Annotated in this window: 17 protein-coding genes; 1 reads left to right on the top strand and 16 read right to left on the bottom strand. The window is 36.1% G+C overall.

The genetic code is table 11. The features are described 5' to 3' along the window. Positions 1 to 29: 29 nt before the first annotated feature. The 12 genes from GQ594_RS07265 to gss all read right to left on the bottom strand — a co-directional run bounded on the left by GQ594_RS07265 (position 30) and on the right by gss (position 18636). A complete protein-coding gene (locus tag GQ594_RS07265) occupies positions 30 to 1406 on the bottom strand; it encodes a VWA domain-containing protein (protein WP_160411969.1) in 1377 nt (458 codons plus the stop codon). Positions 1407 to 1491: 85 nt separating this feature from the next. Beyond that, positions 1492 to 1974 carry a hypothetical protein gene (locus tag GQ594_RS07260; protein WP_160411970.1) on the bottom strand — a complete coding sequence of 161 codons (483 nt, stop codon included), beginning with the start codon at positions 1972 to 1974 and terminating at the stop codon, positions 1492 to 1494. A gap of 2 nt (positions 1975 to 1976) precedes the next feature. Continuing rightward, a complete protein-coding gene (locus GQ594_RS07255) occupies positions 1977 to 2666 on the bottom strand; it encodes a hypothetical protein (RefSeq protein WP_160411971.1) in 690 nt (229 codons plus the stop codon). Further along, complete coding sequence (locus GQ594_RS07250; protein WP_202112602.1) at positions 2666 to 4249, bottom strand: SUMF1/EgtB/PvdO family nonheme iron enzyme; 1584 nt, start codon at positions 4247 to 4249, stop codon at positions 2666 to 2668. The genes GQ594_RS07255 and GQ594_RS07250 overlap by 1 nt, the downstream gene beginning before the upstream one ends. Then, the gene (locus tag GQ594_RS07245; RefSeq protein WP_160411972.1) at positions 4239 to 5459 is read right to left on the bottom strand and encodes an ABC transporter permease; all 1221 of its coding nucleotides are present in this window, start codon (positions 5457 to 5459) and stop codon (positions 4239 to 4241) included. The genes GQ594_RS07250 and GQ594_RS07245 overlap by 11 nt, the downstream gene beginning before the upstream one ends. Positions 5460 to 5462: 3 nt before the next feature. Then, positions 5463 to 6179: an ABC transporter ATP-binding protein gene (locus GQ594_RS07240; RefSeq protein ID WP_160400832.1), complete on the bottom strand. Its 717-nt coding sequence runs from the start codon at positions 6177 to 6179 to the stop codon at positions 5463 to 5465. A 19-nt stretch (positions 6180 to 6198) separates the two neighbouring features. Further along, entirely contained in the window at positions 6199 to 8163 is a 1965-nt protein-coding gene (locus tag GQ594_RS07235; protein ID WP_160400795.1) for a vWA domain-containing protein, read from the bottom strand. A gap of 12 nt (positions 8164 to 8175) precedes the next feature. Further along, complete coding sequence (locus GQ594_RS07230; RefSeq protein WP_160411973.1) at positions 8176 to 9177, bottom strand: hypothetical protein; 1002 nt, start codon at positions 9175 to 9177, stop codon at positions 8176 to 8178. 132 nt (positions 9178 to 9309) lie between these two features. Next, a complete protein-coding gene (locus tag GQ594_RS07225) occupies positions 9310 to 11982 on the bottom strand; it encodes a putative virulence factor (protein ID WP_160411974.1) in 2673 nt (890 codons plus the stop codon). Then, positions 11979 to 15005 (bottom strand): virulence factor SrfB, encoded by a 3027-nt coding sequence (locus tag GQ594_RS07220; RefSeq protein ID WP_160411975.1) that lies wholly within the window; start codon positions 15003 to 15005, stop codon positions 11979 to 11981. Before GQ594_RS07220 ends, GQ594_RS07225 begins: the two co-directional genes overlap by 4 nt. A gap of 9 nt (positions 15006 to 15014) precedes the next feature. Next, positions 15015 to 16565 (bottom strand): SrfA family protein, encoded by a 1551-nt coding sequence (locus GQ594_RS07215; protein WP_160411976.1) that lies wholly within the window; start codon positions 16563 to 16565, stop codon positions 15015 to 15017. 196 nt (positions 16566 to 16761) lie between these two features. Continuing rightward, positions 16762 to 18636 (bottom strand): bifunctional glutathionylspermidine amidase/synthase, encoded by a 1875-nt coding sequence (gss, locus tag GQ594_RS07210; RefSeq protein ID WP_160411977.1) that lies wholly within the window; start codon positions 18634 to 18636, stop codon positions 16762 to 16764. Positions 18637 to 18828: 192 nt separating this feature from the next. Here gss and ybeD point away from each other — a divergent pair, with 192 nt between their 5' ends. Further along, positions 18829 to 19095 carry a DUF493 family protein YbeD gene (gene ybeD, locus GQ594_RS07205; RefSeq protein WP_085247195.1) on the top strand — a complete coding sequence of 89 codons (267 nt, stop codon included), beginning with the start codon at positions 18829 to 18831 and terminating at the stop codon, positions 19093 to 19095. 310 nt (positions 19096 to 19405) lie between these two features. On the opposite strand, the gene adk is transcribed toward ybeD, so the two are convergent. Genes adk through bamB form a run of 4 tightly spaced genes read right to left on the bottom strand, consistent with a single transcriptional unit; the run spans position 19406 to position 23022 of the window. Then, on the bottom strand, positions 19406 to 20050 hold the full coding sequence (gene adk / locus GQ594_RS07200; RefSeq protein WP_160400801.1) for an adenylate kinase: 645 nt from the start codon (positions 20048 to 20050) through the stop codon (positions 19406 to 19408). A gap of 39 nt (positions 20051 to 20089) precedes the next feature. Next, complete coding sequence (locus GQ594_RS07195; RefSeq protein ID WP_160400802.1) at positions 20090 to 20344, bottom strand: YfgJ family double zinc ribbon protein; 255 nt, start codon at positions 20342 to 20344, stop codon at positions 20090 to 20092. Between the two features lie 3 nt (positions 20345 to 20347). Continuing rightward, on the bottom strand, positions 20348 to 21817 hold the full coding sequence (gene der, locus GQ594_RS07190; RefSeq protein WP_160411978.1) for a ribosome biogenesis GTPase Der: 1470 nt from the start codon (positions 21815 to 21817) through the stop codon (positions 20348 to 20350). A gap of 32 nt (positions 21818 to 21849) precedes the next feature. Continuing rightward, entirely contained in the window at positions 21850 to 23022 is a 1173-nt protein-coding gene (bamB, locus tag GQ594_RS07185) for an outer membrane protein assembly factor BamB (RefSeq protein WP_160411979.1), read from the bottom strand. Positions 23023 to 23041: the final 19 nt, after the last annotated feature.

The following is a 23041-nucleotide window of genomic DNA, read 5'->3' as shown; positions in this document are numbered from 1 at the left end:
TTTGCTTGTGGCAAATTATTTAAAAGCCATTATTCGCATATTGGTTTGCTGATCTTCATCGTTGAAAGGGCATTATTCATTTGTTCAACAATAGCAGTTGGGCTTTGAGCTATATAGACTTTACCGCCTGTTTTTTCAGCAACGCAGTCAATTTTGTGTTGCCCCGCAATATCGACAATATTTATTTTGAGGCGTGGCTGTTGGGTGGCAATTTTGTTTGCTAAGGTGCAAATATTGGCTTTGGTACAGTTATCTTCGCCGTCGCTAATGACTAAAATATAATCATCACGATTGACGCCGTCAAGCATTTTGCTGGCTTGTTTTATACCATTATATAAAGGCGTTGCACTGTTGTACTCTAATGGTTTTAATCTGTTAATTTTGTTTTTTAATTTATCTCTATTTTCATAACTATAAAACGATGTCTTGTGTGCCGCAGGGCAAGACGTGAGTGTTACTAAGGCGATGTTGACTTCTGGTTGTATTTTATCAATGGCCGATAACGCGACTTTTTTACTGCTTGATAAGCGGTTAGGTAAACGAGTCATGCGCTTTTCATAGGCATCAGCTTGTTTTTGTGTCATTGAATAAAAGTTGGCATTCAAGAATTTTTTTATCGCTGCTTGGGATTCCATTAAAGTGATCGTCATGGATGCAGAGTTGTCAAATACCATAACCATTTTGGAATAATCGGTTATATTGGCGATCTCTTCACGCGTAATACACTGTTTAGTGGTGTTTTCCAGTGTTGTTGATTCAGGTTCTAATTTTACCGTAGGATCGTTTTTTGTCGGCGGTACAATAGGTTCTGCAACAGTTGACTCAGGCGTAGTTTGTTCAACAGGCTGAGTGATGACAGGTTTTGCAAATGGGCAAAATAGATACCAAAGTAAGCCCAATAGCCCTATTAGGAATAAAGCTAACAATAAAAAGTGCCACCAGCGCCAAAATGATGTTGGTATAATGGCAGGAACTGGCGTGGTAACAGGCAATACAGGATCTTCAAAAGTATTAACGATAACGGGATCATCATTAATGACATAAATAGAGTTACCTAAACTTTTTAGCCTAGATAACCATGATGAAATAAGTGCTTGCTGTTGATCAGTAATAGGAATTAATTTAACCGCTTGTTCAATATCGTTGAGCCGATTTTGTAGTTTTTTTACAACTTTATTTTTATGTGATTCATTATTGATATCACTCAATAAAATAGGTTGCCCTTCTAAATCAGTGTGCCAAGCAATATATTGATTATCATCAATTAATCTTGGTATAGCTAAAATTGAAAACGTACGCTCAGTTAAATGCGGCTTTAGCAATGCTAACAAAGTATGATATTGATCTAATAAAGACTTTTTTTCGGTATTATTATGATCAAATATAATTCTTGTTATTCGTTGCATTGCCAATGCTTTTCCTTTTACTTAGGTGCTTATTTAACTTTTGTTTCTGTTTGTCTTTTAGCTTTTATTAAATAAGCAAATATAGTTATATATTAAGTGCTTTTTGTAATTGTTGAAGCTTCTTATTTAACTTGTCTAACTCAACTTGTTTTTCAAGCTCCGAACTATTTGAACTGTTCACTTTTTTAAGTTGTTGCTCAATATCGACTACTTGAGCTTGTAGGTCATTACGACCTTTAGCTTTTTGTTTAATTTCGTTAGTGAGTTTAGTTAAATCAGTTTTCAGTTTTTGTTGTTGTGCTTGTTTTTGTTTAATACTTAATGCACTATCATTTTTTTGTTTTTCAATAGCGGCATAAATTTCTTTAAACTGCTGATTGGCTCTTTTTTCATTTTCAAGAATTTGTTGTTTATGATCAACACGAGCTTGGTAATTACCTGAATAATTACAACTAATTTTATCCATAATACCAATATCTGTATTTTTTGGATCGCACTGTTCGAGTGTTGTTGAACAACCCGCTAAAAAAACAAGTGGGCTGAGTAATAAAAGATATCTTTTTTTCATAATTAGCTAACCTTAACTGCTGAACGTTGTTTTGTAACAAGAGTAATTTGATTTTCAAGTACTGCAATTTGTTTATGTAATTGATTTATTTGTTGGTCAAGTTTTGATACTCTAACACCTGATTGTTGTTCTTGAGATGATATTGAAATCCAATCATTTTCAACTTTCTTCATGCTTTGTAGCTTATCCGTCAAATAGGCAATATTGGCATCAATTTGTGCTAAATCATTTCGAGCCTGTTTCTTATTTAATGTATCTTTTTTGATTTGATTATCTAATACTTTAAGTGTCGCTAAGTTCTTATCTAATACAGCTTTAGCTGTTTCGGTCACTGCTTGTACTTCGTAGGTGTTTCTTTGAATATCTTGGATATAAACATCAAGACGTGTTTCGGCATCGGCATACTCGGCACGTTTAGAATCAAGATAATAGTTTGCTCCCATCAACACACCACAACCAACCGCAGCTGATGCAAGACACACCCCAGTTTTTCCACCGGCTAACATACAACCAATACCACCTAAACCAGCACCAATAGCACAAGATTGCCATGCTGACTTGCTGAAAAATTTAGCAGAATTGCTTTTAGTTAATGCTGGATCGACGTTTCTAGAGCTTGCGCCCCCAGCACCCTGACAACCAGTTAAAACCAACGATAAACATAAAGCAAGGGTTACTATAATCTTATTCATCATTTCTTTCCTTTTATTTCATTACATGTTTGTAGCCAAGCTGTTCGTTCGATTTTTCCTGATTCCACATATTGATTAATATGTTTGAAATAAAGTTTCAGGTAATCGCTCATATTAGCTTTGCCACTGTTTTCTAGAATAAATTGTGTTGATTTAGCTTGATCATTAATTGTATTTTTTTCGTAATTTGATGCGGTGCTAACAATGGTATCGGAATAATATTTTAATATAAAATCCCGTGCACTTTTAGACTCATCAACCACGTGTTTCAAATTATCTAGCTTCACTTTTGAACACATGTTGTCGTCATCTAGTGTGTCTGTTTCTTCTAGCTCACACACATCATTAACCATTGTTTTATATAAGTTGTCATTATATTCAAACTTGCTATTTAAATCTGAAACATTAGCACACAAAAATGCGCCTAATTGTAATGCTGATTGTATGGAGCGATCGCGTTGTTCGTCACGCGCTTGGTTAGCGCTACGTAAAAGTGTATTGAGTTGATTTAACTCTTTTTTGGTTTTTTCATCTTCAACTTGTTTGGTGATTTTTTCAAGTTCACCAACAACATTGCTACTTTTTGTGCTGTCTGTTTCGTTGCCTAATGCACTCCACTCTTTGTCCAGTTCCTTGATTTTGTCATTAGAATTTATAACTTCTGTGGTGTAAATTAAACGAAATCCAACATCTTTACTTTTATAAGCACCTTTATCATCATAAAAAGGCTTTTCAGTACGAAAGGCACTGTTGGTTGAGGATTCAGGCGTTAAATAACTCCCTCCTCGAACAATCATGCCACCTTGTTGACCATGATAGCGATCAAGTTTATTCATTCTAAATGAGTCAAACATCATTTCACTAGCGTTACCTAAAATATCATAAAGGTCTAGTGGATTTGGTTCTAATCTTCCAATAAGCTGTAATTTACCATTAGCTGACTTAGCGCCAGAAAACCACGCATAGCTTTCAAGATTACCCGTCATAGGGAATCGCAATTCACGGAACTCCGATTCAGTTACTTTTGCCCCGCCTCGTGCTGCATATTCCCATTCCGTATTATTAGGTAAACGAATATATCCTTTAGGAATGGAATTTGATTTTATTTTTGCCTTATTTTCAATTAACCAACGGTTATATTTATCAGTAAATGCAATAGCATCAAACCAACTAATATCAGTTACAGGAAAAGAAAGATTTAATTTAGCTGTCGGGCAAGTGTCATTCATGACCGCTTGGTATTGCAGTGCAGTAATTTCATATTTACCTATTAGGTAATACCTTTCATTTCCCGAATCAGAAAAGCTACCAGAAATATAATTTGGCGTTGCATATTCGGCAAAACCAAGCTCTTTTTGGTTACTACCTAAAATAATTTTGACATCATCAAGTGGCTTATTAGTCGGCGTGAAAACCTTTTTCATTACTAAACTGCCATCACACGGCATAGGTAAAATAACGTCATCTTGTGCTGGTTTTGGGTTATAAAATTTACTATCCCATGGTTCTGCAAAACTTAACGATGGATTTAAGCAGATCGCTACCAATCCCAAATATGCTAATTGAATATAATTACGCTTCACGCAAGCTTTCTGCTGGTTGGATCTTAGTAGCACGTCGACCTCCTATGGCTACAACTAGCGCCGAAATAAATAGGGTGAGCATAAATGCAGTAATAAAATGGTAAAATTGTAATCGACTTACAATGGGTTGTGAAACTAAATTTTTACCTAAAATTGTATTAAACGCATAATTTCCTAAAAAAAATAACGCAAAAGAGACAAAAAATGCCAAGCAACTTAATATAACCGCTTGGTTGACTAGATAAAGCATAATTTCTTTAGATTGAAAACCAATTAGTCGCATAAAAGCAATATCCTTGCGCTTACGTTCAATATTGGATAAAAATGAGCCAGAAAATGATAAAATACAGCCCACCCCTGCGGTAATCGCAATAACGCTAAAAATAAAATTAAGTACACGATCGATTGCTTTTACGTTTTCAATCGCTTTAGACTGCGTTCGGGTTTCGATGTGTTTTTCTCGCAATTTAAAGGCTAATGGCGCAACATTATCCAATTCGTTGGCATAAATACGAGCACGAGCAAATGATGTGTGGTTAGGTGGATTTAGTTGTCCTGTCGAGGTAGGAAAGATGTCACTTTGGTAACCGTCGTAGAAATCCTCCATCGCGATAAGTAAATCTAAAGAAACAAAAGCTGCCACACGGCTATAGCGCGTTTCAGGGATGATACCAACAACATCTAATTCGGTGATACCTTTTTCGAGCTTTCCATCAAGCTGCCTAGTAATTGCCATTTTTATATGGCTGCCAATGGTAGCTTGCATTTTTTCTGCCGATAGTGAACTTAATAAGATCTGCTTTTTAGTCAGTAATGGCAAGGTGTCTGTTATTGGATCCCCTTTCGCCGTGGGGATGATTTCGGCATTATTGACAAAATGGCTAGCGTCTTTAATTAAGTCTGCTTGCGTATTTAATGAGCGAGTAAGTGGAATCATAAAAGCGGTTTCAGGTTGCTTTTTTATCCAATTAAACATTTCGTCATTAAGTTGTAAATTACCGATAACTTTGACTTCTAAATTTTGTGGATCATTAACTAATTGCTCTCGAAGTTGCGAAACGATGCCATATTTTAAGCTAAATAGTAATAATAATGGTGTAATCACTGAGATCACTGAGGCAATAATACAAAATGAAACTTTTCTGTCATACCATAAATCAGCTAAAGATAAGCGAGTGATAAGTAACCATTTTGATAGTGCTTTAGTCATCCTTTACACCTTATCTTGTTGTGGTAAAAATTCTGATGATTGTGGTGAAGTTAGCTTAGCAGATAAAGTAAATAAGCCTTTATTAGCTATACGTTGCCAGTCATGGGTGACTATCATCGCTGCAATATTATCTTGCTTGGCTTGTTCAATTATTAAATCAAACAATAAATTCGCATTATAAGGATCCAATGCCGAAGTTGGTTCATCGGCAAGTAATAATGCAGGTTTATGAATAATCGAGCGGATAAAAGAAGCTCGCTGCCTTTCACCAATTGATAGCTGTTTGGGGTATTTATTGATTAAATGCGCTATATTAAGTTTCTGCACTAAATAATCAAACCGATTGTTATCGACTTTTTTTTGTAATAACTTTAATGATAATAAAATGTTGTCACGAACGGTCAAAAATGGCAATAATCCACCTGTTTGTAGCATGAAACCTAAATATTGGGCTCGAATATTAGCCAATTGGTCGATTTTATTTTGTTGAATTAGCATTGCAATATCAATATCACAATGCTCTACCGTAATGTTATAGCTACCAATTTTATCTGGTTTTAAAATCAGCCCTATCATTTCAAGCAAGGTGCTTTTACCTGCACCGCTATCGCCTTGAATAACAACCACTTCACCCGTTTTTACAGTTAACTTTGGCAGGCAAACACTAAAAAAGGATTTGCCTGTTGAGCGCGAAATAGTAAGTTGATTGATAGTTAACATGTTTTCTAACAACATAACTTTATGGCAACATTTCTAATGGGATAGGATACACGTTTTCACGAGGATCACTACCTTCGGCCAACGAAATCCAACGGTCAACATCAGCATTACATTTTTGGTAATAACGAATTTTACTGTTTAAATTACGGATGAACTTTTCTTGCTCAAGCCCACTCATACTTTTCCATGTATCCTGATCAAGTCCCGTTACATCGCTTTTATATGGGATATTATCTAAATATTCACCAAGCAAACCTAAATCAGCAATTTTTGTGACAGAGTCTGATTTTAATTTACTTGGGTCTTGCCCCATTGCAGCGGCAACAGAACGAAGTTGTGAAAACATATCATCGGCAGAAATCAATCCATCATTAGCTGCATTAGCTATCTTACTAACGATATCGCTTAGATCACTTAATTGAGACTTAGTTAATAAAATGCGCGGTTCAGCCGTTGGTATAGTAGGTTTGACAAAATCTTTATCAGCAATCCAAGCTTTAAAAACTGACGGTGCTTTAGTACCGTTAACATCACCCAAATAGGCAAGCTGCATTGCTTTACCTAGTAGTAATGCATCTTTCAACATGTCTGTATCACTATCTTTTGCATTAAGCGCATTACCAACAGACGCTTCGCCTTGATAAGCAAGTTTAACTTGCTCAGATAGTGCTTTTGCCAATGAATCCACTTTTCGACCAAATTCATTCACATCACCTGCGTTAACAGGGTAATAAAGTGATTTGTGAATAAAATCGTTATAAGTGAGATCTGAATATTGTGTTGCTGCAATTTGGTGATCTTTACCACCACTTGGCGTTTTTAGATGTAACGCATAAATGGCGACACCTTTATGCTGAGCTTCAAGTCTCAACTGAGCAGCATCCATACCTGTACTTGATAACTTATCATCTCCTGGAATGGCACTAGCATCAGTAATTAAAATCATATAACGAGCCCCAAAGCTATTCCAATTAATGTCATTTAATGCTTGAGCGACACCCGCATAAGAGTCTTCAGCAAAATACGATGTAGAAACAGAAGCTTGTTTAAGCGAAGCACTTAGTTTTTTGAAATCTTCTTTATCTTTGACTTTGTTGGGATCAGCAAAAACTTTAGTGACAAATTCAAGTTTATCCGATGCTTTTAAGCTAGAACGGAATGAAATCAATCCAAATTTAACTTGCCCTTGTAAGTTTTCTTTTTCTATATGCTGATAAACACGCTCTACCGCCTCTTTAGTTCTTGAAATATAAGGATCCATAGAGATAGTCGAGTCGATAACAAACACAATGGCAGCTTTAAATGGGACAACTTGATTAGTACTGTCATCTGTCGTTTGGTTTGTGGTTGATTTTGTGTTGTTTTTTATTAAAGCATCTTGTTTGCTTACTGAGGCAATTTCTAACACACGTTCATAAAATCCTTGCCCATTCATGACTTCTTCACCTTGCAAAATAGGCAACAAATAGAAGTTACTTTTAAAATCAACAAACTCTTTAGGCTCTTGAGCAACCACCTCTACCACTGGTTTATTAACTTTTAAGGCATCACGAATCGGTTTTAATAAGGCTTCGGGTTTATCTGTATCAACTATCTTGGTTAATGCGGTTTTATCTTTGAAAAATAATAAAGGATCACGATCAACGGGGTTGGTAAACACTAATGTCATTTGCATATTCCAAGCAATTGCACACGAGTTGTTAATCCAACCTATTGTTTTACCATAAGAGTCTGGACCTACTTTAAGCCACTCTTGATTATTATTATTTTTGCGCTCATAAACATAATAACGTGAAAAAGCAGGAACTGATTTACCCTTAGAATCGGTGATATTAGTTTTTAATTCACATGTTGGTGTACTTAATACACGTTGATATAAGGTTGTTTTACCTGCTTGTTTTAGTGGCTCGATAGCAAACCCCATCAAAGGCAAACATGTTAGACTTATCAACGAAATGAGTTTTGAGACAGCTAGTTTATTCATTCTTGCTCCTCACTAATTTTGTAATTGTGTTAAACGATCTTTAACAAAGGCATTATTGGGATCTTTGGTTAACGATGTTTCATACCAATAAATAGCGGTTTCTTTATCTACTTTAAAACAGTTATTGGCTTTATAAAATTTGTCGTCATACTCTTTTGCATAGAGTTCAGCAATTTTAGCATCTGTTTGTGCCTGATTTGCATATAATCGCTGAGCAATGTTGCATTTTTCTGCTTTTTTAGCTTCCATGATAACTTGAATAATTTCGTCTGATTTGGGTTTGGTTTGTAGGCATTGTTGAATAAAAGTTAAGTCATCGGTATTCGCATTAATGACACTACATTGTCCATTAGTTTGTACTAATGGAATTTGCGGTGATTGATTTTTGAAAAATAAAAAATACCACACAGCAATACCCAATCCAATTAACATCATCAACGCAATCACAATCGCCAAAATTAACCCAAGACGGCTTTTGGGTTTAACGACTTCTTCTGTTTCTATAGCTTTAAGTTCAGGGGCTGTGTTGTTTTCGATAGGTTCGTCTAATGTCGCAGGTTCAGCATCAAGGTTAGGTTCTTCAATTAATGGTGAGATCTCTTGAACCTCTGGCTCAATTATAGGTTCTGCTTGTTGAACATTTGGTTGGGCTGTTTGTGTACTTAATGCGATGGAAGGAAGCACATCAGCAGCAATACTGACAACACCACCATCAACATAACTTAGATTTTGCTTATCACGAATTTGTATAAGAAATCGGAGCTGACTTTCTTGTGTCACTAAAGAATCAACCAACCATTCACCAACATGCCCCGTTAATTGTTCATTTTCAACTAACATGTTTTCGATGGTGTGCCAACTTTTTTCAGGCCCCCATTGATTAATACCAGATAAATAATAACCATCTTGATTACGTTGTATAAGTATATCAATATCGGAACTACCGCTCCATTTTTGAGCTAAAAACTTCGCAATACCGGGTTTATAACTACTTAATTCAATTCTTAATGCCATGATATCCTCTATTTTTATACTCAAATATGTGAGTATCTTTCATGCAATCTATTACTATTAAGCAGGGGTTTCATTTATACCAATATACCAAACGGCTTTCCTGCTATGTTTTCTTGTTTAGTGACGCTATTTTTAATTAATCCGCGATTGTTTGAAAGAAGCCAGAATCTCGCCTAATCGGCTATTTTGTTCTTGGCTAATTTCTCGCCCTGCATGATGTCCAACATTTTCTTGCGCCAGTGTTGCAAACGCAATAAACCAATCAAATATCGCATACTGAGAATAATTTTTAGTGTGATCGTTCAGTTTTGGTAATGAATGCGATGATTGGGCATTAAATTCACTTAATGGTGAAGAAAATATCGGCTTACCTTGATTAACTCGACTCATTGGTATATCACCCGCTTGTCCTTCAATAAAACCAAGCCAAGCAATAAAGTCTGTTAGTAAAGTATGAATGGAACTGAGTTGTCTAGACTCAAGATCATCACGTTTACTCCCTATATTTTCATTATTTAAAATATGCTTAGTTAAATTTTCTTCCAATTTCATTCGATTTGCAGCAGTAATAATCTCTTCTATAATAAAAGAAAGTGACTTTTGATTGATGCCAAAAAATTGCAAAATATGCTTATCTAGCACAATATTTCTTAAATGCTCTAGCCATGCCGAAAAGACCGTTGTTGCAAATTTTGATTCTGTCTGTAATACGTCTGTTGATTTAGTCGTTAGCGATGAACTTGAATCAGAAAACAATTCAAAATCAGCATTTAAACCAAAATCATTTGATAAATTATCTAATAAATTATCATTGCCATCTTGAGCTGTTTCATTATCGATAGAGCTAGAATGGTAAAGAGCTCTAATGGTTTGGTCTGGTAATTCAAGAGTTTTGAGTAACTCTCCTAACAATAAGGCTTTACTCTGTAACTCTTTAACAACATCTGCAATGACTTGTTTTTTCTTAGCTAGCGCCTCATCATTATCCGATTGATACCAAGTATCAAATCGCATATTGATGATATACTCAATTTTTTCGTTAAGTTGTTCAACAATTCGTTGTTGTTTAACTTCTGTGATAGCAACTTGTTCTAGGTATTGGCTAATTCGTCCGATACCTCCATCATTCAGTTTTAACATGGCATTCCATGCATCTTCCGGCTGGGAAACATATTCATTGATATCGCTGTTTTGAACAAATGTATTTCTTAATACATCCATTTTTGCTTGATAATTTTCATTATAAGCCAGTTCTTGACTAGTGCTTGGATCAACATTTAAAAATGGCACATCAAATCCAGGTTTACGGACTAAAAAGACATTATTAAATTTATGATCGTTTGACCAGTTACTTAACCAATCATAACTACCAAATCGTTCTAAAATTGTTTGCTGTAATAACCCACCTTTACCCCAGCTATTTTTAAGATTATCTTCAGATAGCGTTAACGATGTACCAATGCGTTTATCAAACATGGTAATTGCCCACAATAACCCTGCTTTTTTAGTGGCTCTTTTTTCAGCCGTTTCGCCTTGTGTTTTATCGATCCAGCGTTCAAGTACAGGACCTACATCATTAACATCAGATTGTTTATCTGATGGTGTACAGACAACAAGTACGTTCATTTCTTGGCTATCAGTGTATTTTTCAAATAGATAAGCAACTTTACCACGTAATAAAAGTTGAGCAATTGGGTTACCTTCTTTAACATCTGAAATCGATATCAAATTTAAACGCCCTCGATATCCAGGAAAATCAAGTAAATCCACATTTTCAAACGTTGGTACTCTAGTTTTATTGACTAATGGAAAGATTAATTCAGCAGTTAAAAAAGCAAGTTGTGCTAAAGAGATTGCAACGGGTTCGCCATTTAATGGTGTTATGGTGACTGATGAATCTTTGTCGGTATTCAATCGTTCAAGAATATCAACATTCATAATGCTATCGATTTGTGACTTAGTACCATTATTATCTTTGATTAAGACAGAAAGTGGTGCGTATACTGTTTCAGCATAACCTAAATTTGATAAAGTTGACGCTAATTGAGTATAAATATTGGTGAGTTCAGCAATTCCACCCCATAAAACCGAAAACAGCTCACCTCTATCAGCTGTTGTTAGATAAGGCAGAAGGTGAATGGTTTTATCCCAATAACCGCCTTTTAATTCTTCAAGCGAGTTGCCAAAGTTTTCAGATAAATAATCGTATAGGTCAACAATGTCATCTTTACTAACACCACCAACATAGTGAGCTTGTTTTTTGTTTTCTAAACGTTGGATCAACTGGTTTAACTGTGAAAAGTCGACTTTATTGGAGACTTTCTGCTGATCGAAATCTTTAAAATAAGCATTAATTAAGATTTTAACGATTTCAATCTCGTTAAACAATTTTAACTCTAACGGATAATTTGGAATACCACCTTTAGCAATGCGACTAAAACGTGTCACCAGTCCTGTCGCTTCTTTACCACTGCCGACTGGATTAACATGGTCAATAAAATCTAATACTTCGTTATCGACAACTGTTTCTAGTTTACCGTTTTCGCCTGCAGCAAGTGCTGAAATAAGGTAAGATTTACCCGCTTGTGATAAACCAAAAAAACCAACCGCAACAGATTTAGTTGATACATCGCCCAATCGTTTTGCACTGTTTCGTAAACGGCGTAAATCTAAAATTAAATTATCCGCTTCACTATCTAAACGTTTAGATGAATGGCGTGTTTGATTCACCCAATCAATGGCCTCTTCGGATGCTTGATAGACCTGATCCCAAGATTTAGGTAGTTGTTCGTTTAAGTTTTTCATCGTTTTATCATTCCACTATCAAGCCAATATTGCGTGCTAATTAAACCAGAGTTAACCATGGTATTTAAGCTTAGTTTAATATCCTGATTCTTATTACAAGCTCGCCCATCCGAGGCTTTTACATCTTTAATATAAAAATTTTCAACCGTTTTTTGTTTATTTTTAATACCTAATGTGACCTCTAAAATCACACCGTCAGCACTTAATCGCTTAGCTACTTCACTGCTTTCAATAGTTAAAATATAGATAGGTGATGCAGGCCAACGCTCGATCTCTAGCTGTCTAAATCCTAGCCTTGTCGTCCCCCTAATTTCGAACGAATGCTCAGGAAAGTCATAATCAGGATTATCCAGATCAATATCTTGATAATAGATATTTTCTTTTTTAATCATATTAAGATTATCTAAAAGTCCAATGTACTTAACGGTTGAATATAAATCTATATTTGAGGATCTAAAATAGAAATTATGTAACCGTAAATTTTTGCTTAAAAAGCACAACATTGCCCCTACTGCTGCGGTTGTTTTAGGATCATCAATGCGTTCTTGCTTATGGAAAGGATACCAGCCACCAGTATAATAACCATGCAATGGCAAAATTCGCCCTGCAGGCATTGATAAGCGTGATCGGAAATAACTTTGAATACCCGGTAAACGAGAAGGACGACCGGTTAACAACAGCACATCACACTGATAGCAGCTAATAATTTCAGATAGCGCATCAAATGTTTTACAAATATTATAATAATCGCCACGAATAAACAGATAATGAATGCGCTTTAAATTAATTTCGATATCTAAATCAAGTACCGAAAAATCAGAATTATTCAATGCTCGTCTAATAGGATCATTAATAAAGTTAAGGACATGCTCTGTCATGACATTATGTTGTAACAATGCTTTAAACGTCGAACGATAAACATGTTGATCTGCATGTAACGGATCATAAACTTCATAGGACTTTAATATTTGTAAGCCCACTGGCATAAATAACTGTAAGGTAAGTTGCTGGCGCAATACCGCATCTTGAATGGACAATTGCTGAGAGCCAATAATGGTCGACAAAATTGGGTTAGGATCAGCAATGCCAGCTTGTTTTAAACCGTTTGTTAAAGCGGTTAACACAGTATCTTGAATGATATCAAGTAAAATATCGTCCCCTGCGACTTTAAATCCATCACGAAAACGCTGCGTTGGTACAATATAGGCATTACTACTATTGGCTTGTCCATTTGCGCTGTACTCTAATTGATAATCGTTAATCACTAAATCCGTCGTGCCACCACCAATATCAACAGTGGCAATAGTTAGCTTCTGTTTATCTGCTTTGCTAGGACGTACCATTGAAGCAATAAACTCCTCACAACGACCATTATAATTGTTTTGTGTTTCATTAAATAAGTAAACTACTTGACCACAAGTTGCTTCATCCCATTGAATGTGCACTTCTGGAATATTTGGCCACACACTTTTAAGCTGTTCTGGGTTATTAAAATCAATATTATCATCTAAACCATCCCAACCAAGGCTTTTCCAAACTAAGCCAATAGCTTGATATACACAACTTTTAAATATAGCCTGCTCTGGCTTTGGCATGGCTGGCGGAATAGTTAAAATAATTGAGCGTAAATTACGTGGCGTTTTAGCGTGTTCCAGTTTATTACGCTGAGCAACACTGTTTATTTGCATTAATGCATGCATTAACACTTCGCATAGCATAAATGTCATCAATGAGCTTCGTGAGTATTTAGGATGAAAAACCGGCATCTTGCGGTCATACTCTTCTTGAATATCATTACTAAGAATGTGTAATGCTTCACCATATTCATTAATTAAACTTGAAAACGGTTCAGCCGTTGCAAAAGGTTCATGGTCGCTTTTTACGTAATGAGAATTAAAACGCCAACCTTGTTCGTATTTATCTTGGTCCCACAGATAACGTTTTGGGCTTGAAAGCCCTGTTGCTCCTTCATTACCTTCACGCCGACTGGCTAGCCTGCTAGCTTCTTGTCCTACTCGAACAATACTTGGCCAACGAAACGTGTCACGGCGTCCGCTTTGTAGCGAAAAGTGTTCCTTACCAAAAAAGGTTTGAGCAAATTCGACACGGCTTTCAAATGGTTCATTATAGATATGCTCTGGCTGAGTTAAATCACGAATTTCAAGCTCATAACGATGATTTAAACTATCTTTATCTTGGGCATGATCTTCAATTAAAATGCCACAAGTTCGAGAATTTCCCACATCTAAAATCATATCAACAGGAATTGATTTAACAATATCATCTTTATTATTTGACACAATCTTAATTGTTGGCAATTGCAACGAATCAGCAAGTAAATGGATAATGTTTAGGTAATGTCCATAGTAAGTTTTATTTTTTATTTCTTGATTAATATCATCTTTATGAATCTTTAAGCGCTCAGGTTGTGGCGCCAACTCTTGAAAGAGATCAATTAACCAACTGGTTATCCATTTAAGTTCTAAAAACCATGACACGTGATCGGAACGATGTGCTAAACTAAACACAGCACCAGTCATTACATCGTTTTCGGTTGGGGCAAGGTAGGCAACATCTTGTAAATTCGCAAATACTTTTGTATCAAATGCAAACGTGATTCGGTGTGTATTGCCGTTAGGATCTTCCCCTTCGGGAATATTAACAATTCGAACTCGGCTCCAGTTATGTGGACCTTTATCAAAACGTTCAGGAGGAATTGAGCGTAAAACAGGAACCGGTAACCAAATACCATCAAATAATTTTAATGATTGATCAACGCTAATTTCTTGTGTTGGATTAACCGCAAATGTGCGGTTATCAGGTGTAAAAAATTGACCACTGTCGACATCTTCAATCAATCTAATTAGTGCACCACTTTCTGATGGATCAATAAAACACCCATTAACTTTACTGCGCCATTGATTATCTTTCCAATCGATTCTAAGTGCAAAATCAAGAAACTGAATACCACTGTTCATAATAAGTGTGACTTCTTGACCATAATTGCGTAATTCTGGAAGCATATATAACCTTTATTGTTTTTTCATCGTTATTGGGAATGAAGTCCCATTATTATAAATTCCTTGGCAATTAGCTTTATTATTGTTGCCCGGTGTACATTGAATGCTTGGTAGTTGATATTTGCTATTATCACTACAAATAGCTTCATTGTTACCCGCAATAGCTAAATTAGCATCTTTAATATTTGTACCAACCTTACCGACACATTTCACACCGTCACTACGTGTTACTGTAACCTCGCCATTTCCATCATTAAAATTATAACTTAACTGTAATGGTTTACCTGTGGTTTTGTCTTGAATACCGCCGTTGACAGACCATTGACCATTTAAGAATTTTGTTGACCCCTGCGTTATTGCATCAGCAGGTAGCGCTAAATTATTTGTTTGATCAACAGCCGGAGTGGTAGTATCTTTATCTGATGGTATAGATGTTGGATTCGTGCTGTTTTGCTCATTTTTTCCATCTACATTATCTTTTGTATTATCAGATTGTGGCGATTTTTCATCTTTATTATCAGAATTACCGACATCAGGAGATGCCATTTGCTCGTTTTTATTATCTTGAGCATCAGGAGTTGGCGTATCATTACCTTTATCGCTATTATGTCCATTGTCAGAAGTTGCTGAATGATCAACTGCGTCACCTGCGGTATTAGTACTATTAGCAATCGCATTAGCATCAACTGGAATTGTACCATTTACTATGCCATTACCTGCAACACCCAAATGATTATCTACCTCAGCCTTTAACTCTCTTTCTGGTTCTTTTTCATCGTGTTTTTCGCCATTAACAACAGGCATACTAACATCACCATTACCTGATAACGATAATGAAGGATTAACCGTTATTTTTGGAGTTAACCAACAGCCTCGTAGTAAAAAAAGAGCTAAAAGAAGCAATAACAAAGGTAACAAGCCTAATAACCATACCCACCAACATTTCCACCATGGTCTGGTTTTGAGCGGTTCAGGTATCGGTGGTGGGGTAACAACGGTTGCTGGAGTGACTTTTTTTACTGGTTCTAAACAATAGAATGGAGAATTGGCTTGAGGTGTTTGTGGATGCAAGAATCCCCAAAAAGTAATGACAGGTTGACCATTAACAATGTAAACAAACTGATTGCTTGGAAAACGGATTGCCATCAAATTAGACTCAGCATTATCAACGCTATTTTTGGGATCATAAATAAGTCGACTAAAAAGCAGTTGATCACCATCTAAATTTGGGTTACTAGCTAATTGCTTACCTAAATTTATGACTTTATGTTCAAATTCTTTAAGTAAAATCAGTGCTGATTCCTGCTCTGATTCGCTGGCAGATGTCCAAGGAATAATATCATATTGACCATCGGGGAGATTTGAATCAAAAGGAATATACCAATCAATAATATTACCTTGATCATTCCGTTGAGGAATAGCTAAATAATCAGCATACTGCTTACCCAGTTTAACTCTAAACATTTCACGAATCTGAGTCGCTACTAAATAAGCTGCTTTACCATCATATCCCAACATTTTGAAATCTTTGATATCGCCACTTCTAAGTAATGTATTTGCCATATATTCCTTTCTATTTTCTTATATTATTTTTATTTCTTATCATTTTTTTACAGTAAAAACAAGTTTAACAGAAAACGCCATTATTGTAATTGATGTCAATATGCGTATTATAAATTTTTAATCATATTTCTTGCTAATTTTTAACAAACATATCGACAATGATAAAAAGCGGTTTTCCTATATATTTTTGACAATTTTATTTTAAAAACTCATCATCTGTTAATACTCGCAACGGTTGCATATCACTTTCACCTTTTATTACTAAAGAAGGATCAGAGCGTAAACATGTACCTCCATAGTGCCCACCCACCGTAAAGGTACATAGCTGTAGATAACGATCTTCGACTTTTGGTAAGCACCATAGTTCTTGATAAATATTTTCTTGTTTAGCAAAACGTCCAACTGTTTTATCAAGGATCTGCTCTTGATGACTTACTAATTGGATATCACTTCCACGACGTCCTGCTATTGGTTTAGCCGCGTACCCCTTTTTAATTAAGCTTTCATTGAGTTCAAATGTGGATTCTAATAAATAACGGTGATTTGGAAACAATGACCATAATACAGGTAAGATAGTTTTATTACTTGGAATTACCGTCCATAGTGGCTCGAAAACCGAGATTTCTGGTCGCAATAAGACATCAATTAACCTAACTGTATTGTCAGGATGCCAAGTGCGAATTGGTAAACCTGCAATTTGTGCTTCACTTTCCTCACGAAGCTGTTCTAATACCGTTTCCCAAGCCCACGTTTTCCAAACACAGGTAACTTGGCGATCGTCATCATCCACAAGTTGACCACGTTTATCCCATCTTAATCCATTGAGTCCCCGCAAGATTTTGCTATCAAATCCGGCCTGAGTAAGCGCCGTTTGCATAAATAACGCATGGTAATTTTCTTCACTATCATTATCTTGCATGATATGGACAAAAGGTTGAGCATCACTATGTCGCCAACAGTCAGCCAAAGAATTGAGTAAACCACTACTCGGGTTAGTTCCTCGATTTAATCCAGCTTGAATAGCCCATTTTTGTAAAATATAGCCCGCTTCAGTATGGCATGAGGCGGAATCGGCGTTATATTCATACACTTTTAAGCCTCTTTCATCCATACAGAAATCTAATCGACCCGTTATCATTTGGTAACGGCGTTGCTGCCATGAAAGCCTCAATCTTGGCCAAAGTATTTCGGGAATATTAAAATTCTTTAATAAATCATTATTTTTTAAAACTTTGTCGGTCGCATGTAAATACATTAAATGCAATTCATTGGTGGCTCGAATTAATTCTTGTTCAGCACTTTCGGAAATCATGAAATAACGATAATGATCATCATGGCTAATCGCATGACCTGCTGCTAATACATAGGCGTTGTCTAAGGGATCTGATTCATTCAACCACTTTTTATCAAATTGCCCTTCATTTTTAAGGTGAGCACTATGAATAGTCAGTAATGGATTTGCGACGGTTGGTTGTGGCAAGCTATATGCAGTGTCATCTGTTTGGATCATCCATCCTAAAATTTTAGTATCATCAAACGTATCATGTAATTGATAACCTTCGTTTGTCACGCTCATCTTAAGTTCGCGTGTCCATTGTTGCCCAATAGGTAGTCGCACATGGATGACATTTTGCTCTGCCACTCGGACTTTGTCTTCAAATACTTCGGTTATAACCGCAACATGACCTGTACGATCAAACACGCCACCATCATCCCATATCAATAACGAGCCCGCCTCGGGCATTTTTTTGCTGCCATTAGCATATGCTTGCAAAGGTAAAATCGCCTCATTAACAACTTGCCTTAAAAAACGAAGTGAAAAAATTTCATGCGCCATTCCCACATCAGTAAAGACAATGCCATAATTTAAAAATAAAAATCGTCTTGCAAATTCAACGCATTGCCATTTGTACCCCATATATTCATATCCACAATAACTACGAAATGAGGCATCATTTGGGTATTGATTTTTATCTAATGTTTCATAATCAGATGAATAAATAGCAACACCACCCGGTGCATAACCTAATAATGTACCGAAAGGTTCTTTATGATTGGAATTAGATGACATGATGTTTTAGCCTTATAGATAAATAGCAAGATACGTTTATTTCACTATGTTAGAATTTTCTTATCATAGCTCAAAATATATACTTTAAAAAGCGATGTTTATTGTTCGTTACTTGAAGAACGCTAAACCGCCTATATATACTAATGATTCTTGATATGGATACATCGAACCAGTAACTGAGAAAATAAGATTATGCAACCAACAAAATTAAATGAATTATTAGAGTTTCCATGTTCTTTTACCTATAAAGTCATGGGAGAAGCCAAACCAGAGCTTGTCGACAAAGTGGTATCTGTCATTCAGCGTCATGCTCCAGGTGATTATACGCCATCAATTAAACCGAGTAGTAAAGGTAATTATCATTCAGTTTCAATTACCATCAATGCAACACATATTGATCAGATCGAGAATCTTTATAAAGAATTGGGCGAAATTGATATTGTAAGAATGGTTTTATAGCGTTTTGCTTTTCTATTCAAAATGGCGTTTTATTGTTATTGATAAGGCGCTATTTTGAGTAATATCACCAAACTAAAAACTCCAATAAAATCAATACTTTTTCTGACTGATTTTTGAATAAATTTTTCACTTCTATAAAGAAAAACACGTCAAAAAAAATCGAATAAAATCAATAACTTTCCTGAACGTTTTTTGGCAGTATTGGTTATGACTTCGCTTTTGTTTTTGCTATATAAGCAACAATATTAACCAACTTGAAAGAGAAAGAGCAAGATAGTTCACTGCCTTGCTCTTTTAATTGATAAACAAATTATCCTAAAATGTTAGCTAACTCTTTGGTTACATCAGCAACAGCTTGCGTGCCATCAATTCGGAAATATTGTGTTCGCCCTTCTTTGGCTTCATGCTGATAATAACTAATAAGTGGTTTAGTTAGATCGTGATATTCAACAAGGCGTTTACGAACAATTTCTTCGTTATCATCTTTACGAATTGTCAGCGGTTCGCCTGTAACATCATCAATATTTTCAACTTTAGGTGGATTATGACGAACATGATAAACCCGACCAGAAGGTGCATGAATTCGACGTCCACTCATGCGATCAATAATCACTGCATCGGGTACATCAAACTCAAGTACATAGTCAACATTAATACCCGCAGCTTTCATGGCATCAGCCTGTGGCACGGTGCGAGGAAATCCATCTAACAAAAAGCCATTGACGCAATCACTCTGTGCAATACGCTCTTTGACTAACGCAATCACTAATTCGTCGGTAACAAGTTTACCTGCATCCATGAGTTCTTTAGCTTGTAAACCTAGCGGCGTACCGGCTTTTACTGCTGCGCGTAACATATCACCGGTTGAAATTTGGGGGACCCCATATTTTTGCATAATAAATTGTGCTTGCGTTCCCTTGCCTGCTCCTGGTGCTCCTAATAAAATAATTCGCATAAAATAACCTCTTATGGCCTTTAATATAAATAAAGTCTTCTATTCTGGTAAATAATGAAATATCACTTTACTGCTGGAAATCAAACCATCAGTATGACAAATATAGTTAACTGCCCCACAGCCTTTAATTATTTGAGCCTGTTGTTGACAAATAGGGCAAATGTATTGTTCAAGATAATGCTGCTGACATTGAGAGCATTGATAATGTTGCGGTGAGGTAATTGTCATTTTATGATGACATTTTGGACAAATGCCTTCTTGTCCGCTTTCGACCGCTATTTGTTGTTTTGACATAAATTATTTTCGCCCTCTTACATGTTTCATCAATCGGCGTCGTTTGCGCTGTTGTGAGGCAGTTAAGCTGTTTTTTCTACCCTCAAATGGATTGTTGCCTTCTTTAAATTGAATTCGAATAGGTGAACCCATAATTTTTAACGAACGTCTAAAATAGTTCATCAAATAACGCTTATAAGAATCTGGTAGATCTTCAACTTGGTTACCATGAATTACAACAATGGGTGGGTTATAACCACCTGCATGAGCATATTTTAATTTAACTCGACGTCCTTTTACCAATGGTGGTTGGTGATCATCTTGTGCCATTTGCATAATTTTGGTTAATAATGCCGTATTGATTCGTCGAGTTGCACAATCATAGGCTTCTTGAATTGAGTCAAATAAGTTACCTACACCACTACCATGAAGAGCAGAGATAAAGTGCACACGCGCAAAATCAATAAAATCAAGTCGATCATCAAGTGTTGCTTTAACTTGTTCTTTGATATCTTGAGACAAACCATCCCATTTATTAACCGCAATAACCAGTGAGCGCCCACTATTGATAATAAAACCCAGTAACGATAAGTCTTGATCCGAAACGCCTTCTCTGGCATCAATCACTAAAATTACCACATTAGCATCTTCAATTGCTTGTAACGTTTTAATGACGGAAAATTTTTCAACCGTTTCGGTGACTTTTCCACGTTTACGCACACCAGCCGTGTCAATCAAGATATATTCACGCTCATCCCGCGTCATTGGTATGTAAATACTGTCGCGCGTTGTGCCGGGCAAGTCATAAACAACGACTCGCTCTTCTCCTAAAATACGGTTAGTTAGTGTAGACTTACCAACATTTGGTCGTCCAACTATCGCTACTTTGATTGGTTGGTTGATTAATGATTCTGTATTATTAAACTCGGAATCATCATAAGACAGCGCTAAGTCGTTAGATTGTTCGTCGTCATCAAAATCACTATTTTGTTCATCATCAAACTGAAAAATAGGATCTAATACAGTTTCAATCAATACGCTGACCCCACGACCGTGACTGGCCGCTATTGGGTAAATTTCGCCTAATCCTAAACCATAAAAATCAGAAATTGCGCTATCAGCGTCGATTCCGTCAATTTTATTGGCAACTAAAAAAGTAGCTTTTTGGCGAGAACGCAAGTGCTTAGCAATAGCATGATCCGCAGGCATTGCTCCCGCTCTAGCATCAACTAAAAAAAGAACGATATCAGCTTCTTCTATGGCTTGTAGGGATTGTTCAGCCATAAAGCTTTCAACCCCATCTTCAGTGCCATCAATACCACCCGTATCAATCAAGATATACTCATGGCCCTTAATTTCTGCTCGCCCATACTTACGATCACGTGTTAATCCAGGAAAGTCCGCTACTAATGCATCTCGGGTTCTCGTTAACCGATTAAATAAAGTCGACTTTCCAACATTTGGACGACCAACAAGTGCTACAACAGGTACCATGTTTCTTCTCTAAATTGCTTTAATCTTGTATATTAATTTTTTGTAAAAGCGTAAATATCACCATTTTTAGCTTGAACAATGACTTTATTGTCTACCACTAATGGTTTAGATATTAATCCACTACTACTCACTTGTGTTTTTGCGACAAGTTCACCATTTTCTGTATTTAGCCAGTATAGGTAACCTTCAAAATCACCAAACACAATATAATTTTGGTAAAGAACAGGATCAGTTAACTGACGATGACTAAGATCTGATTTGGTCCAAAGCACTGCACCACCATTTTTAGTAATAGCTTGAACGTTATCGTTTTGATCAATAACAAATAATCGATTGGTATCAACAGCAAAGCTGTGAATAGAACCAAGCTCTTTACGCCAAACTGGTTGTCCGTCACTTAAATCAAGTGCAACAATACTACCATTATAACCAACTGAATAAACTAAATTACCTTCAACAACGGGGGTTGAATCAACATCATTTAATTTTGCAATTTCAGTAGAGCCTGATGGTTGCGAAATACGTTGCTGCCAAATTAATTGACCATCATTAATATAGTAAGCATTTACTCGCCCATTATCATCGCCAAAAATAGCTGCACCATGAGCAATTGTTGGCGTCGAGTTACCTCTTAGCGACAATGCCGGAACTTCTAAGGATACATCCCACAAATTATCACCCGTATCACGATTTAGGCCTTGAAGAATGCCACTTGCGGTATGAATGATTAATTTGTCTTCAGAAGATACAGGACGAGCAAGAACTTCGCCCTTTACTGGTTTTTCCCATACTACTTTTCCGTCTTGACGATCTAATGCATACACAATAGCTCGCTCACTGCCCACATAGACATATTTATCATCAGCACTTACGCCTCCTGAAAATAATGCAGTTTTGCTACTAAAAAGTGTACTTTTTGATAGATTTACATCCCACAATGTTTTACCGTTTGATAATTCAATAGCTTTAACTTGCCCACTACGACTAGCTACATAAATAACATTATCATAATTAATCGGACCTAATAATGAATAAATATGAGTATTGCCTGCAGTGCTATTTTTCCATACTTGCTGAATAGGAAATTGATTGTTTATCGTTGGTGACGGTGAAACTTGAACAATATCTTCTTCTTTACCGAATAAAGAGCATCCAACGAGTGAAAACATAAAAACACCAGTAAAAAAATATTTAGATAACTTCATTGTATAGACCCTTATAGCA

Origin of the sequence: Gilliamella sp. Pra-s52 (assembly GCF_009795805.1) — a bacterium.
GTDB lineage: Bacteria > Pseudomonadota > Gammaproteobacteria > Enterobacterales > Orbaceae > Gilliamella.
Note: the sequence above shows the minus strand (reverse complement) of the source record. Positions and strands in the feature narration are given on the sequence as shown.